The 14590-nt window shown below is 40.1% G+C and carries 13 protein-coding genes; 5 read left to right on the forward strand and 8 right to left on the reverse strand.

The window, feature by feature from the left end; all coding sequences use genetic code 11:
- Positions 1–98 precede the first annotated feature (98 nt).
- Positions 99–1718 (forward strand): methyl-accepting chemotaxis protein, encoded by a 1620-nt coding sequence (locus RB214_RS18305; RefSeq protein WP_309169410.1) that lies wholly within the window; start codon positions 99–101, stop codon positions 1716–1718.
- 71 nt (positions 1719–1789) lie between these two features.
- Here the strand turns inward: RB214_RS18305 and RB214_RS18310 are convergent, their stop codons facing one another.
- Both RB214_RS18310 and RB214_RS18315 read right to left on the reverse strand, forming a co-directional pair.
- Entirely contained in the window at positions 1790–2098 is a 309-nt protein-coding gene (locus RB214_RS18310) for a YkgJ family cysteine cluster protein (RefSeq protein WP_002962790.1), read from the reverse strand.
- 45 nt (positions 2099–2143) lie between these two features.
- Positions 2144–4072, reverse strand: coding sequence for a RecQ family ATP-dependent DNA helicase (locus tag RB214_RS18315; RefSeq protein ID WP_309169411.1), 1929 nt, complete (start codon positions 4070–4072; stop codon positions 2144–2146).
- A 246-nt stretch (positions 4073–4318) separates the two neighbouring features.
- Here RB214_RS18315 and RB214_RS18320 point away from each other — a divergent pair, with 246 nt between their 5' ends.
- From RB214_RS18320 to RB214_RS18335, 4 genes are all read left to right on the forward strand, one after another.
- Positions 4319–5623 carry an NAD(P)/FAD-dependent oxidoreductase gene (locus RB214_RS18320; protein ID WP_002962796.1) on the forward strand — a complete coding sequence of 435 codons (1305 nt, stop codon included), beginning with the start codon at positions 4319–4321 and terminating at the stop codon, positions 5621–5623.
- Positions 5624–5721: 98 nt separating this feature from the next.
- Positions 5722–7221, forward strand: coding sequence for a DUF2235 domain-containing protein (locus RB214_RS18325; protein WP_309169412.1), 1500 nt, complete (start codon positions 5722–5724; stop codon positions 7219–7221).
- Between the two features lie 330 nt (positions 7222–7551).
- The gene (locus RB214_RS18330; RefSeq protein ID WP_165744182.1) at positions 7552–7941 is read left to right on the forward strand and encodes a nucleotidyltransferase domain-containing protein; all 390 of its coding nucleotides are present in this window, start codon (positions 7552–7554) and stop codon (positions 7939–7941) included.
- Complete coding sequence (locus RB214_RS18335) at positions 7934–8359, forward strand: DUF86 domain-containing protein (RefSeq protein ID WP_002962076.1); 426 nt, start codon at positions 7934–7936, stop codon at positions 8357–8359. Before RB214_RS18330 ends, RB214_RS18335 begins: the two co-directional genes overlap by 8 nt.
- A 172-nt stretch (positions 8360–8531) precedes the next feature.
- Here RB214_RS18335 and RB214_RS18340 read toward each other — a convergent pair whose 3' ends face one another.
- The 6 genes from RB214_RS18340 to RB214_RS18365 form a co-directional block, all read right to left on the reverse strand.
- On the reverse strand, positions 8532–9626 hold the full coding sequence (locus tag RB214_RS18340) for a Fic family protein (protein WP_309169462.1): 1095 nt from the start codon (positions 9624–9626) through the stop codon (positions 8532–8534).
- A 414-nt stretch (positions 9627–10040) separates the two neighbouring features.
- The gene (locus RB214_RS18345; protein ID WP_309169413.1) at positions 10041–11429 is read right to left on the reverse strand and encodes a HipA domain-containing protein; all 1389 of its coding nucleotides are present in this window, start codon (positions 11427–11429) and stop codon (positions 10041–10043) included.
- Positions 11413–11739: a helix-turn-helix domain-containing protein gene (locus RB214_RS18350; protein ID WP_029753647.1), complete on the reverse strand. Its 327-nt coding sequence runs from the start codon at positions 11737–11739 to the stop codon at positions 11413–11415. The genes RB214_RS18345 and RB214_RS18350 overlap by 17 nt, the downstream gene beginning before the upstream one ends.
- A 257-nt stretch (positions 11740–11996) precedes the next feature.
- A complete protein-coding gene (locus RB214_RS18355) occupies positions 11997–13130 on the reverse strand; it encodes a DUF1570 domain-containing protein (protein WP_309169414.1) in 1134 nt (377 codons plus the stop codon).
- Between the two features lie 2 nt (positions 13131–13132).
- Positions 13133–13312: a hypothetical protein gene (locus RB214_RS18360; protein ID WP_309169415.1), complete on the reverse strand. Its 180-nt coding sequence runs from the start codon at positions 13310–13312 to the stop codon at positions 13133–13135.
- Positions 13313–13360: 48 nt separating this feature from the next.
- Positions 13361–14541 (reverse strand): IS3 family transposase gene (locus RB214_RS18365; protein ID WP_165723895.1). Its coding sequence is split into 2 segments (ribosomal slippage): positions 13361–14283 and positions 14283–14541, totalling 1182 coding nucleotides; the frame shifts between segments, so codons are not numbered across the junction.
- Positions 14542–14590 lie beyond the last annotated feature (49 nt).

A 14590-nucleotide genomic window follows, 5' to 3' on the forward strand; every position in this document is an offset into this window, starting at 1 on the left:
AACTTTAATTAATAAGGCATAATGCTGCTATTGTTTTAGAATAATCACTAATAATACAAGCTGCTCTTGCGCGTATTGACTCAGCCTTGGGATCAACCATGACCATAAACATGCGTTTAACGACCGGCTTTGGCGTAATTTTATCAATGATGATTATTTTAACCATTATTGGAATTTCGCGCGTTAGCCTTATTAATAATAATATTACCCACATGACCGACGTAAATTCGGTAAAGCAACGTTACGCAATTAACTTCAGAGGCAGCGTACACGACAGAGCAATAGCCGTGCGCGACGTAGTGCTAATTACCGAGCAAAGCAGTTTAAGTACCGTGTTAAATAACATACAAGAGCTAAACGCATTTTACCAAACGTCAAGCCGCGCTATGGCTAAGCTAATGGGTGATATGAATAGTGAAGAGCGCGCTTTAATTAATAAAATAAATCAAATAGAGCAGCGCACTCAGCCTTTTATTCAAGGTGTAATAAACGCTAAAAATGCAGGAAACCTAAACGAAGCTAAACGCATTTTATTAACCGATGCGCGCCCTGCGTTTACCCAGTGGCTAAATGTTATAAACCAATTTATAAACCTGCAAGAGCAAGCAAATCAAACCACTACTATTGATACTCTCGATATTGCCAGTTCATTTGAAATTTGGATGATTTCGCTCACCGCGCTTGCAATTTTAATAGGTGCAAGCGTTGCGTATGTTATTAGCCAACTGATCAGAAAGTCAGTAGGTGGCGAACCACAAGAAGCCGCCGAAGTAATTGCCCTTATTGCCCAAGGCGATTTAAGAGGTGATGTTCAGTCGTGTTGCCCAAATAGCATGATGGCTTCTGTAGGGGTTATGCAATCTAAATTAAAAACCATTGTAGATAGCATTATTAACTCATCTGAAGAGCTTTCTACGCACTCTGCAAGCGTAGCGTCTGGCTCGCAGCAAGCACTTAGTGCCGCTGACGCACAAGTAACTTACACAAACTCGGCAGTAAGTAGCCTAGAAGAAATGAGCCAAAGTATTCATGCCGTAGCCGATTCAGTTAGGCAAACAGAAGATAACTCAAAAATAACAGCGCAATTATCGCAGCAAGGTAGTATTGCTGTGCAAAAAGTAGCAGCCGAAATTGAGCAAATTTCAGTAACCGTAAAAGCCACAGTTACCCAAGTAAATGTTTTGCAAGAACATGTAAAACACATTGGCGATATTTTAAGTGTGATCCGCAGTATTTCCGATCAAACAAACTTGCTTGCACTCAATGCGGCAATAGAAGCTGCAAGAGCAGGCGAAACAGGCAGAGGTTTTGCTGTTGTTGCTGACGAAGTAAGGCAACTTGCCCAGCGTACTGGTGATGCAACAGGCGATATTGAAAAGATGATTTTGCAAGTACAAGAAAACACGCAAGCGTCGGTAACAGCTATGGAAACCACAGTACCACAAGTAGAAAATGGCCTAACGCTTACCCATGAGGCAAACGAGTTACTGCATCAAATACAACAACAAGCTAATGACTCATTAAGTAACGTGCTGGAAATTGTTGAATCAACATCAAACCAAGTAGCCACCGTGGCGCAAATTAGTACCGGCGTTGAAGAAATTGCCAGTATGTCCAAAGAAACCAGCATGTCGCTTAACAGTAACGCTCAAGAAGCTGTTGCATTAGCCGACCTTTCAAACACGCTTAAAAAGTATATTAGCTACTTTAAAGTTTAATTTTTATAGTAAGTAATAAACAAAGGGGCTTTTAAGCCCCTTTGTTGTTTATGTACTTTAATAATAGCGGACTATATACCCGCTAAATCGCGTTCAGTAATACACTCGTCTGAGGCCATTTCAAACTCGCGGCAAACTAATGGGCGGTTTTCGTAAATGGAGCACATAAGCGTATTGCGGTCGAGTGCTTGGCACCAACCGTCGTCAGCGCGTTTCATTACTTCGCTGCCCCATTTATCGTATTCAATGTAGTTAAAAGGCACGCCGGTGTCGGTTACTATACGCACTTCTAATTGGCAACAACAGGCTTGGCAGTTAGCACACGTAACAGGCTCTGGGGTAGTAGAAATATTTTCAACGGGAATAACAATATGAGGCATAGTGACTTACTTTTTTGAATAAGCCACTAGGATACAGTAACTAATTTAACGCGCTAGTAGTTTTGCTTTAATATCGCTGTAACGCATTTGCTCGCACAGTGCAAAACCACTCAATTGGCGCACTTTATTACGCGCAAATAATGGCACACTCATCCCCGCTAAAAAGCGGCATTGGGTTTCAATACCCACATTATGATTACCTTTGTCTGCCATATGCGCTAAAAACTCATCTACCTTTTGATAAATAAGTTGCTCGTCAATATATACAGGCTCTATAGAGTATTCAAGCTTAACCGCATGGCCTCTACACACACTACAATGCCCACATTGCTGTGGTGCATTTTGATCGTCAAAATAGCGCGCTAAGTTATTGCTTAAGCAACTTTGTAGCTCAAAAAAGCGTACCAGTGCAGCAATACGTTTAATTTCGGCCTGTTCTTTATCACTAAAGTAGTCGTGAAGTTGCTGGGCAAGTTCTGGGTTATTTATAACCTCGCTATGCACTTTGTATACTTGGGTAATACGTTTGGTTTCGAGCGTTATTAGGTTTTTTTCGGCTAGGTAATCAAGGGCTGCCACTACGCGTTTTCGATCAACCTGCGCGGCTTGCGTAAGGGAGTCAAAATTAAGCGTGCCCCATATTTTTTTAAAATCGGTATGGCTAAATATTTGTGTTAAAAATCCTTGGCGTTGCTCGTCAAACTGGCTTAGTAGCTCGTTTTTATCAACCAAAAATTTGTATTTAAAATCGGCGTAGTAGGCATATTGCGGCGTTATAGCGCCTTGCATTTCTAGTTGTACGAGTAAGGTTTTAAGTGCCAGTTGCCTAATATTACTTTCGCTCGATAAGCTATATTCTTGCATTTCCCATTGCTGGTGGCTTTGGCGAATATCGTTAATTACGTATTCAATACCGCTAAGCTCTGGGGTGTCGCCATATACAAAGTTTTCAACCGTATTTAGCCCATCTAAATTGGCAAGGGTGTAGCAGTTTGATGGATTGCCATCGCGCCCTGCTCGGCCAATTTCTTGGCTGTAGTTTTCAATCGATTTTGGTAAATCGTAATGTATAACAAAACGAATATCCGATTTATCAACGCCCATACCAAAGGCTATGGTTGCCACCACTACGTTAATTTTACCCGCCATAAAGTCATCTTGAATTTGCCAGCGTAGCGTATCTTCAAGCCCCGCATGATACGCCACCGCGTGCACACCTTGTGCACTTAGCACATTAGCAACTTGCTCGGCGCTTTGCTGTAGCGTTACATACACAATACCAGGGCCATTTTGCGCACGTACAATATTGGCAAGTTCGGTGTTTTTATCGGCGGTTTTAACACTCAGCACGCTTAAATCTAAATTAGCACGGTAAAAGCCCGTTTGCACAATGCACTCAGGCGCAATAGCAAAGCGCTCTGCCATATCGCGTTTTACTTTTTTAGTGGCCGTTGCCGTAAGTAACAACACTAAAGGAATATTAAGCTCTTCGCGGTAACGTGGCAGTTTAAGGTAGTCGGGTCTAAAGTTATGGCCCCACTCAGATATACAGTGCGCTTCGTCTACCACTAACATCGAAAGCGCCACCTGGCTTATAAACTCTCTAAAACGCTCGTTTTTAAAACGCTCAACCGACACCATTAATACTTTAATTTTACCATTTCGCACATCATTCATTACGGTGCTGCTTTGCATTTGATCTTGGCTCGAATCAAGGCTGGCAGCATAAATGCCTTTGCTATTTAAAAAGCTAATTTGATCTTTCATCAATGCAAGCAAAGGCGAAACCACTAACGTTAAATTTGGTAAATGCAACGCAGTTAATTGATAGCACAACGATTTACCCGAACCGGTCGGAAATATAGCCAACGACGATTGACCATTTAAAAGCTGCTCTATAGTTTGTTGTTGCCCTGTTCTAAATTGGCTAAAACCAAAGTGCTGCTCAAGTGATTGAATTAATGGCGTGGTCATAAATGTCCTTTTCGGTGTTTTTAACAGCAATTTAACTGCACAGCTAAACTATAAGAAAGTGAGTATAACTTATATGCCTTTATTCAGCATTTTTTGCTGACATCACCTTTATTTAAGCGCAAACTAGAGCACTATAAAATGAGTAGTAACTGCTTGTTGCCAAAATAATTTATTGATACCCAAGTCATCTTAAAAAACTAATAAAAATACAGATCACTTGGGTATATTATTTTTGAGGGCAACGTTATGAATATTACTACACCTAAAATCGTCGTTATTGGCGGTGGTGCTGGCGGATTAGAACTCGCAACGCAATTAGGTCATAAATTAGGAAAGAAAAAACAAGCTGAAATTCTACTAATAGACAAAAACCGTACCCACATATGGAAGCCGTTACTGCACGAAGTAGCGACAGGCTCTATTGACCCCGATTTAGATGGCGTTGTGTATTCAGCCCATGCTGCAAAACACCACTATAACTTTCAACTTGGTACTTTTTGCAATATAGATCAAAGCAATAAAACAGTTACCCTTGCACCACTTTTAGATGAGCTAGGCCACACAATTTTACCCGAGCGCACCGTGCGCTACGACCACCTTGTTATTGCTATTGGCAGCGTAAGTAACGACTTTAATACGCCAGGTATAAAAGATCACTGCTACTTTTTAGATTCAAACCAACAAGCAGAGCGCTTTCAGCATTCATTACTAGATAGCTTTACCCGCCTTCATCAAGACGATAACCAACAGCAATCACTTAATATTGCCATTGTAGGCGGCGGTGCTACCGGTGTTGAACTCTCGGCTGAGCTTTATCATGTGTCTGAACTATTAAAGCTTTATGGCTTAACAAATATGTCGTCTAAGCGATTACATATTCATTTGATTGAAGCCGGACCACGTATATTACCTGCACTACCTGAGCGCATTGCCGTAAGTGCTAAGCGTGAGCTATTAAAACTTGGCGTAAACGTACGCGAACAAACGCAAGTAAAAGAAGGTACCGCACAAGGCTTTATCACCAAAGACGAAGAACACATTGATGCCGATATAATGGTATGGGCAGCAGGCGTAAAAGCACCTGATTTTATAAAAGACTTAGGTATTTTTGAGCTTACTCGCAGCAATCAAATTCAGGTAAACGAGTTTTTACAAAGCACCGTTGACGAAAGCATTTTTGTATTAGGTGATTGCTGCGCATTTACCCAAGCCGATGGCAAGCAAGTACCACCACGCGCACAATCGGCGCATCAAATGGCGCAGTGCGTCGAAAAAAATCTCATAGCAACATTAAAGCAGCAACCATTACGCGGCTTTAAATACAGCGACCATGGCTCGCTGGTTAACTTATCGAGCTACAGCACCGTGGGTAACTTAATGGGTAACCTAACCAGCAATACCTTTTTTATTGAAGGTAAAATTGCTCGCTTTATGTATATATCTTTATACCGTATGCACCAACGCGCCATACATGGCAGCGCAAAAACCTTTGCATTATGGATAAGCGAAAAAGTGTTGCGTGTAGTGCGTCCTAAAATGAAGTTGCACTAATCTATATATACTAAATTAAAGACAGTGAGCGTTATCACTGTCTTTAATATTTAACATTGTCTGTGTAGAGTATTTAAAACAACTAAGGAAATTGGGTTATGACGGGTAAAACGCTAATTTTTAATTTTGACGGCACAGGAAACGAGCCCCGTGATGCAGAGCAATTTAGCTCAGAGCATTTTAAAGAAGACTCTAATATTACCAACATTTTAAAATTGCATTTACTGCTTGGCGGTAAATTAGAAGACTCCCCCATAACTCCTTTTGCTAACCAACTCAGTTTTTATTATCAAGGTATTGGCACTAAAGGCAGCCGCCTTAAACGTATTTTAAACCAAACCCTTGCACCTCGTGGTGACGACGTAGCCAGTATTTTAAATCAAGCATTAAGCGACTTTAAAGCTCACTACCTAATAGGCGATACCATACTGCTAACGGGTTTTAGCCGAGGCGGTGCACTTGCTAGGCGTTTTGCCAAAATCCTAGAGCCTTTAATTGCTGATAATGTTTACGTATGTGTGTTTGATACCGTCGCCTCTATTAGCTTATCAAAAGTAAGTAAAGCCACACGCGGCGCAGAGCACGTTATTTTTGAAAACCACACCATTGCCAACAACATTACTCACGCGCTGCACTGCGTAGCCCTTGACGAAAAACGCCGCGCCTTTGAACCCACACTCATGAACCATCAAAGCAATATTACCGAGCTATGGTTTGCAGGAGCGCATTCAGACATTGGCGGCGGTTACTACCGCGATGGCCTAGCCGATATTTGCTTGCGCTACGCACTTGAGTGGTTAATAGAGCAACCGCTTAATATATCGTTACTTACTAGCCACGATATAGATTACGAAACCCTGCTCCCCGATAGCAACTTAGTAGCACAAGATGACGTAACCGTAACGCCCGATCCGCTCGCATTAAGTCATCAACAAAATTACTTTTGGTTTAACCCGTTTTTTAAATTAGTAGATAGAGAGTGCTATGTATTAATTGATGACGAAGCCAGCAACCTTGAGCCTTTAGTGCACTACAGCGTAGCCGAACGTATTAATAAGCTAACCAGTTATCGCCCTGAATCGCTTAAAAAACTGCATTACAAAATTAGCTACAACGACAACACCACGCTCAGTTTTATTGGTTTAAGCCAACATATAGAACTGGCTAATCAAAACATGAGTGTGCTGAGCATTAACCAAAGCCAAGATGTAATGGTATTTGCCTCTGAGCAATACAACGCAACCGGGCTCATGCTAGAGCAAGGCGCTACGTACCGCTTTACCCCATATCCAAATCAATACTGGTTTGACGATGGCATAAAGTGCACGCCATTAGGCTGGAACCGCGACAACGTACAACTTGGCGTAAAAGAAATCCCCATGGCCGTGCTTGAACCATTTAGACGGTTTCCTCGCGCACAATGGTTTTCACTCATTGGTGCTATAAATAAAAACGACGACCACCTTTTTGAAATAGCCAACGGCGCCGATATTAAAATGGATAGATCTGGCGAGTTTTGCCCATTTGCAAACGACTTAAGCCGCTTTTATGGCGCTAATGCCGGAAAAATAAAAGTGAAAGTAACGCGGTTGGAATAAGAGGTAACCGAGGCTTTTAAATTGTAGGCTGGAATTTACATCGCGCTTTGGCTTTATAAAAACACCATGCGAGGTATAAAACCTCACCTACAACAACTCAAACACCACACTCAACAAACCCGTAGGTGCGATTTTACATCGCGCTTAGCTCTTTAGTAACGGATCATAACTCCCAATCAACGCTACAAAGCCCGCCTAAACTCCTGTAGGCGCAAAGCTTGCTCGCGCGAAAAGCGAAGCTTTTAAATTAAATAAAACAAATATCAGTTTTAATGTTCACTATAAAACTGATAGGTTATTATTACTGTTTTTATCAATGGTTACTTTTTCGTGGCAAATGAAGTTATACAAAAAATAATTGAGTATTTACATCAAAACACCGACATTGATGTAGTTTGGCTATATGGCTCCCATGCAAAAGGGACAGCTCAGCCTCATAGTGACATTGACTTAGCCATAGCATTTAAAAACTTTGATCTGGAATCGTTCGATAAGCGCCTTAGGCCAAAAGAGCTTGAGCTTGAAATAAGTAATGCACTTAATCTTAACGAACAACTTATTTCGATTGTTGATATAAATATTATTCCAAGTTATTTAGCTTTCAACGTTATTGAATATGGAAAAATAATTATAAGCAATAATAGTGTTAGAGCGATGAGAGAGCAGCAGCGTATATATAGCCAGTTCGAATTTGAAACCATAGCGAGTAAACATGACTGATACCGGAATTACACTTTATTTAAGTGAAGTAACACGCCATATTGACGAATATATGCAAGAACTCGACGAACTCAGTCAAATCGATTCACTTAATAGTAGAGACTACCGAGCTGCAGAGCGATTACTACAGTTAATGACCGAGGTGTGTATTGGTTTATCAAAGCATTGGCTAAAGCAGCACAAAAGTAGTACCAGTAGCAACGCCTATCAAACATTTAGCGAACTTACTAATTTGGGCTTTTTGAGCGAGGCAGAACTACTGTCATGGCGTAAAATTATAGGCTTACGAAATGCTCTTGTTCACGATTACTTAAATATTGACCAAAGTATCGTTAAAACAATCATTAAAAAGCAACACTACACAACTATGCACGCATTTAGTATTAAAGCGATTACAGAGCTAAACAAAGATTCATAGATAAAACCTCACCTACAATAATTAAACCACTGCACTGAACAAAACCGTAGGTGCGATTTTACATCGCACTTTGTTCTTATAAAAACACCCGCGAGGTATAAACCTCACCTACAACAATTCAAACACCTATTCGCCTCACACAATGAGGCGAATAATATGTGTAATTGCCTCATTAGGCAATTTTGTAACGTGTACTACGCCCACCTGCGGCGGTTTTTGTTAAAAATCCAAGCGTTTGCAAGTCCGATAAATGGCGTGTTGCGGTTGCACGGCTAACCTTAGCTACCTTTTGGTACTGACTCGCACTAATACCCTGTTCAAATTGGCCATCAAGTAACTTATTAAGCACTTTTACTTGCTGCTCACCTAGCTTTGTTTGATCTTTACTTGCCCAGTAATTGGTTTTAAAAATTGTTTGCTCAATATTATTAAGCGTATGGTGTATCGCATTATTAAGCGTACGTAAAAACCACTTAATCCACTTTGTAATACAAAGCTCTCCACGTTGAGTGGCTTCAAGCACCTCGTAGTAGCTTTTTCTGTCTTCTAAAATAGCCACCGACATAGCGTAAAACCGAATTGACTCAGCATGTTCTTGCGCTAATGCTAGGTCGGTTATAAGCCGTGTAATACGCCCATTACCATCCTCAAGTGGATGTATTGTTACAAACCATAAGTGTGCGATAGCTGCCCGAATAAAAGGATCTATTTGAGGTCCGTTTTGCGTTTTGTTAAACCAGTTAAAAAATAGCGAAAGCTCTTTATTTACTCGCTCTTTAGGAGGCGCCGTAAAATGTAATACCGGTTTATCTAAGCGCCCCGATACCACTTGCATTGGCTCGTCACCACGCAATTGCCCGCCCTCAATTTTAGTAAATAAGCTTTGCTCACCTGCAAACAATAAGCGATGCCAATTAAGCACTCGCTCTAAATTAAGCGCAGAATCTGTGTTATTTATTGCATCAAGCATAATCTCTGCAAGATTATCGCTTTGCACTGTTGTTGGGTAAGGTTGCTCATTAATATTGAGCTTTTTAGCAAGAGAAGAGCGAACCGAAAATGCATTGAGCTTTTCGCCCTCAATCGCACTGGAGTGAATAATATTTGCTAGTAAGGTATCAAGGGCCTGCTGCTTTTGTTGAGCACTTTGCGCGCCCATACGCCCTACTAATAAACCTTGATTATATGAAAGATCCCTTAGTAAAGGAGCAAGCGCTGCAGCATCCCACGTAAAGTTTGGCCAGTTTTGCAGTTGCCATATCCACATAATCATTAGTCCTAAAGGTAATTAGCTTCAGTCTATGTTATTTATTTGCCTCATGCAATGAGGCGAATAGTAGAGTTAATTGCCTCATTACTTTTAAGCGCTACATTGAACAGTAATTCACTTTCCTGTGGTAAAAAATGTATTTTTAAGCGAGGTATAAAACCTCACCTACATTAATGCAAACATCGCTCTTAACAAAAGCGTAGGTGCGATTTCATATCGCGCTTTGGCTTTTAAATAAGGCCAAGCTCAACACCTGTAGGCGCGAAGCTTGCTCGCGCGAAAAGCGTAGCTTTTAAATTGTAAGCCGGAATTTATCTCTCGCTTTTAATTTTAATTTGCAAATATCGCGTTGATGCTGACAACCAAAATATGAATTACTTACTCAAAATGCATGTATTTATTTTCTAATATTTAAATAAATGCATCCATATTTGGTAGTTGTATTATTTGCTCACTCAGCTTATTTGCAGCTTTATTAATTATTTTTATGCACAAATCAATGTGTGCTAATTCAGCAGTAGACAAGTTATTTTTAACAGCAGAAACTTTAGCAGTATCAATTGCGGCTAATACAGAGTCAACGGTTTGACTCATAAGTAGTTGCATCCGTGGTAGTGAAATAGCAAATTCATCAGCAAGATCAGCTAACATGTAAGCTGTAATCTCATTAGTAAAATTGCCTGCACTTTGCGAATTATGCTCACCCACTGACATAGCATAACACCTTGATATTTTGGGCTGTAAATAGCCCATATCACGGTCAATGCTTCCCTGCTCAATAATAGCCTCTATATTTACCAAGTCGTAAAACGGCGTAAGCTCTAAACCATTTTTGCCAACAAAAAAACTAATGTTTTTGCCATGAGCATCGTAATTACGTACTAAAATATTAAATGTCATCCAACGAATAAGCTGAGCCTCATACGCTTGTACATTCGTTGTTTTAACATTAAATAGTTTTGCAAAAGAAACGCCATCTCTAATATAAATACCATCCCCATCATCACCATGCTGACGCTCATATTTATAAGAAGGAGGTAAATTAGTGGCTTGGCAACCATCAATAATATGACGACGTAATACACGGCTTTGATCTTGTGTAACGCGCCTATCAAAACGATCTATTACAAATACTCTTACATCTGCGTAAGTACGCAACTCAACATGGGGAACATTGAGCCCCGACTCTTTTGCCAAAAGCATGGTAAAAAGTTCATTTACTGCAATGAAAGGCGCGGTACCTGTTTCGAATTTAAAAATTTTATTAGAACATAGCTCCCCTTCACCAAATCCTAATTTATTATTGATTTCGAGTAGGTTTAGTTTGTCTTGAACGCCAGCAACAGAGAGCCGAGTTCGGCCATCCCAATGAGTAATTGGCTCTCCAACTTGTACAAAGCGTTTAAGTTTTTGGCTTAGCTCGTCATTAGTTACTTCACGAAAAGATGTTTGCTTTAAAGTATTGTTACTTGCTCTAAACGACAAAGCGCCTGACGTTTCCTCGCCAATTACTTTAATCAAACCAAACGTATTATTTTTAGAGATAGTAGTACTACTTATAATTTCATCAAGACCTTTGCCCTCGGGTAATAAGTTTTGTAAATAATTGCGCACATCACGTGAGTCAAAATCACCATTGAGCGGTAAGTGTGGTGAAATAGCAAAACCCTTATTAATCCACTCAGGCTCATAGGTAAATGCAATTTCATTTTCAGAGCCTATATCAAGAGTTATCGCACCTATCTTCTGCGTATGCCCAATAAATACATCTAAGCTATTTTTTTTAATACCACTGCTCATCGCTCACCTCATCCTTGTTATTGTGGTGCGACTCGTCATCACTGACAAGGCTAAACGACAGCCCCAAGTATTCCATCACTTTGAGTACATTAAAAAACTGCACATTCACATCACCTTTTTCTATTTTTATCAGCGTAGGCTTTGAAATATTAAGTGCTTGCGATACATCAACCAGCGTAAGCTTCATGCCAGTTCGCTTTGAAGTAATCGCTTTAGCGAGCCGCACCGACGAAAATGGCTTTGATAGATCAGGCATTTCAGTGCGTTTAACAACTCTTCCAAGTGTTTTTTTTGCTGGTAATTCACTCATGAAAGGTCAACTATAGTTTACTTATACAATTTATTTTAGGGTAGCCAACCCAAAAGTCAAATATAACTTACTTTTAAGTTTGAACATATATTTACTGCCTATAAGTAAACCTTACCTTACTTATAGGAAGTAAAATAAAACACAACCCCATAAGTAAAGCATAAGTTACTTATGGAAAGTTAATGACATTTTGAGCTTAATAGCCAAGCTAAACACCTGTAGGCGCGAAAAGCGAAGCTTTTAAATTTTTACCTTATTTAAAATATATGCGCTTTTAAAGGCTTTTTTAACCTCTGAGAATATTCACGATTAAGATTAGGAAATTGCTTATACATCATCGTTTTTAATTGCTTTTCAGATAGCTTATTACAGAGGAATTCTTGCTCAGCAAGCATTATATTCTTAAGTAACGCTCTCCCTGCTTGAGTATCCATTAAAAAGTAAATTGCAGCCCAACTGCTTGCATACAACTTACTGATGTCACCTTTTTTCCATGAGTCATCCAAACCCACTAACGAATCAATCGAAAATACACTTTTAGTAATATTGTTATTTTTCGTCCATGAACTATTCGGCTCAACAATAGCTGTTTGCATATTATTTTTAGTAAGCTCAAAGTATTCAGCAAACCCCTCATTAAACCATCTCGGGGTGTAACCTAAAACTGCTTTATTAATGGCGTGCACTGCTTCATGTACCGCAGTTCGCATTGCACTGTGTGCATTATCATAATGAATAAAAGCAGAATTACTCGCGTGAAAATACATACCCGCAGTGTTTGTAGGGTCACCACCGCGTTGCTTTATTGCGGCCTCATAAGCGCGGCGCGTAGGCAATACCGTTAAATTAAGCTTTACCTTTTTAAGTGCATGCACGCCAATAATCTGCCCGTATACTTTAAATACAGTATTGAGTTTTATGCGTAACTCTTGGTTAAATGACGAAGGTAAATTAGGTGTATTTAAAGTGAGATCAAAGTAATCTAACGGTTCAATAAAACCAGTATCGTAAGTTGCTACTGCGAAGTCCGGTTTTTTATCACTAAAATGCGGTACACCGTCACTGTCTGTCCATGTAAATATATCGCCATTACGTTTATATTTAACCTTACCCAACGACACATCCACGCAGCGAGTATTGTTAGCTTGCGATAAATGATTATCGACAGGTACTGATGCATTTTGTAAAGTTGCCGAGCTTACATTTTTGAGCTGTTTAGTTGCTAACGGTTCAGTAGCTATCTGCGACGATAAACTATTATAAATTCGTTTAACCTCGCCTATAGGATCGTAATAATTAAATACCCGCCCAGTAAAATGATTAGCAATGAGCGCCGATGCTATTAGCAGCACAAAAAATACAAACACCACGCGCAATTTTGTTTTAAACATCTTTATGGGCGCTCTTGCCACTGTGCTTCAAACAACTCTTTTTGCTTACCCCGATACTCGCTACACCATACAAAGTCGGCCGACTCCATACCTTTCTTACGGCAACGTTTGGGCAATTTATAAAATTTTGACCAAGCATCAAGCTTAGCGGCATCTTTATAGCTATCGCTGTGCAAAGACATGTTTGATACTTTTTGATTGAGTAACCAATTGCTATTAGGCTGTAGTGGTCAATAAAATTTGGCCACAGTTTTAGAATCTTGATATCTAACCTCAGATTCATTTGGCGCTAAACCGGCATTATAATGATGCGGCCTAACGTTGTTGTAATATCCGTTGATATAATCACTAACGCTATATTTAGCATCTATAAAATTTCCATATCCAACCTTTGGCATCCATTCCGTTTTAAAGCTTCTAAAAAATCGCTCCATTGGTGCATTATCCCAACAGTTTCCACGCCTACTCATACTTTGTTTGATTTTATAGCGCCATAAACGTTGACGATATTTTAAACTGGTATAGTGACTACCCTGGTCTGAATGAAACATCAGTCCTGTCGGTTTTCCTCTGCTTTCATACGCGAGTTCAAGCGCTTTTAGCGTTAAATTAGTATCTGGCGACAACGACATGGCCCAGCCAACTACTTTACGTGCAAATAAATCAATAATAACGGCTAAATAAGCCCAGCGATTACCTACCCAAATATACGTCACATCACCGCACCACACGGTATCTGGCTCAACAACATCAAATTGTCTATCAAGCAGATTTGGAATTTCAAGGTGCTCATTACCGCCGCGTTTATATGAATGTTGAGGTACTTGGCAGCTTTCAAGCTTTAATTTAACCATTAGCTTAGCAGCACGATAACGACTCAATTCAAAATCATTGTTCGTTGCTATTGCCGCGATTGTCCGCGCCCCAGCTGAGCCGCCGCTCATTGCATGTATTGCTCTAACTTCAGCCTCTAGCCTTATTTGTTCTGGTGTCGGCGTTGTATCCCTTATAGCCCAATATTTATAACTGCTACGATGCACATTGAATACGTTACACAGCACGCTAATTGGGTAACGCTCTCGTTGATTTAGTTTCTCAATTAACGAGAATTGTTCAGGGAGTCGGACATCAAGAGAGCGGTAGCCTTTTTTAATATATCCTTTTCTAATTCGATGCGTTGGATTTGCTTTTTAAGTTCGCGGATTTCAATTTGTTCGGGCGTCATTGGCGAAGCCGATGGTGGCTGGCCATTACGCTCTTGCTTTAATTGAGTAACCCACTTACTAACGGTTGATTTACCCACACCCATCGCTTTGGCTGCTTCTTCTTGAGTATAACTTTGGTCAACTACAAGCTGAGCTGTTTCTAATTTGATTGCTGCAGAATACGTTGCACGTTTTAATTTCGTCATTTTTTCACCCAAATTTGTATGCTTATCAGCATAACAATTCTTTCTTAAT

The organism is Pseudoalteromonas sp. HL-AS1 (genome assembly GCF_031198785.1).
Classification (GTDB): domain Bacteria; phylum Pseudomonadota; class Gammaproteobacteria; order Enterobacterales; family Alteromonadaceae; genus Pseudoalteromonas; species Pseudoalteromonas distincta.

Coding starts and splice junctions, on each gene's coding strand:
- RB214_RS18335 (WP_002962076.1), top strand. CDS start 7,934: ATGACTGATACCGGAATTACACTTTATTTAAGTGAAGTAACACGCCAT.
- RB214_RS18355 (WP_309169414.1), bottom strand. CDS start 13,130: ATGTTTAAAACAAAATTGCGCGTGGTGTTTGTATTTTTTGTGCTGCTA.
- RB214_RS18310 (WP_002962790.1), bottom strand. CDS start 2,098: ATGCCTCATATTGTTATTCCCGTTGAAAATATTTCTACTACCCCAGAG.
- RB214_RS18340 (WP_309169462.1), bottom strand. CDS start 9,626: ATGTGGATATGGCAACTGCAAAACTGGCCAAACTTTACGTGGGATGCT.
- RB214_RS18320 (WP_002962796.1), top strand. CDS start 4,319: ATGAATATTACTACACCTAAAATCGTCGTTATTGGCGGTGGTGCTGGC.
- RB214_RS18345 (WP_309169413.1), bottom strand. CDS start 11,429: ATGAGCAGTGGTATTAAAAAAAATAGCTTAGATGTATTTATTGGGCAT.
- RB214_RS18325 (WP_309169412.1), top strand. CDS start 5,722: ATGACGGGTAAAACGCTAATTTTTAATTTTGACGGCACAGGAAACGAG.
- RB214_RS18350 (WP_029753647.1), bottom strand. CDS start 11,739: ATGAGTGAATTACCAGCAAAAAAAACACTTGGAAGAGTTGTTAAACGC.
- RB214_RS18315 (WP_309169411.1), bottom strand. CDS start 4,072: ATGACCACGCCATTAATTCAATCACTTGAGCAGCACTTTGGTTTTAGC.
- RB214_RS18360 (WP_309169415.1), bottom strand. CDS start 13,312: ATGTCTTTGCACAGCGATAGCTATAAAGATGCCGCTAAGCTTGATGCT.
- RB214_RS18305 (WP_309169410.1), top strand. CDS start 99: ATGACCATAAACATGCGTTTAACGACCGGCTTTGGCGTAATTTTATCA.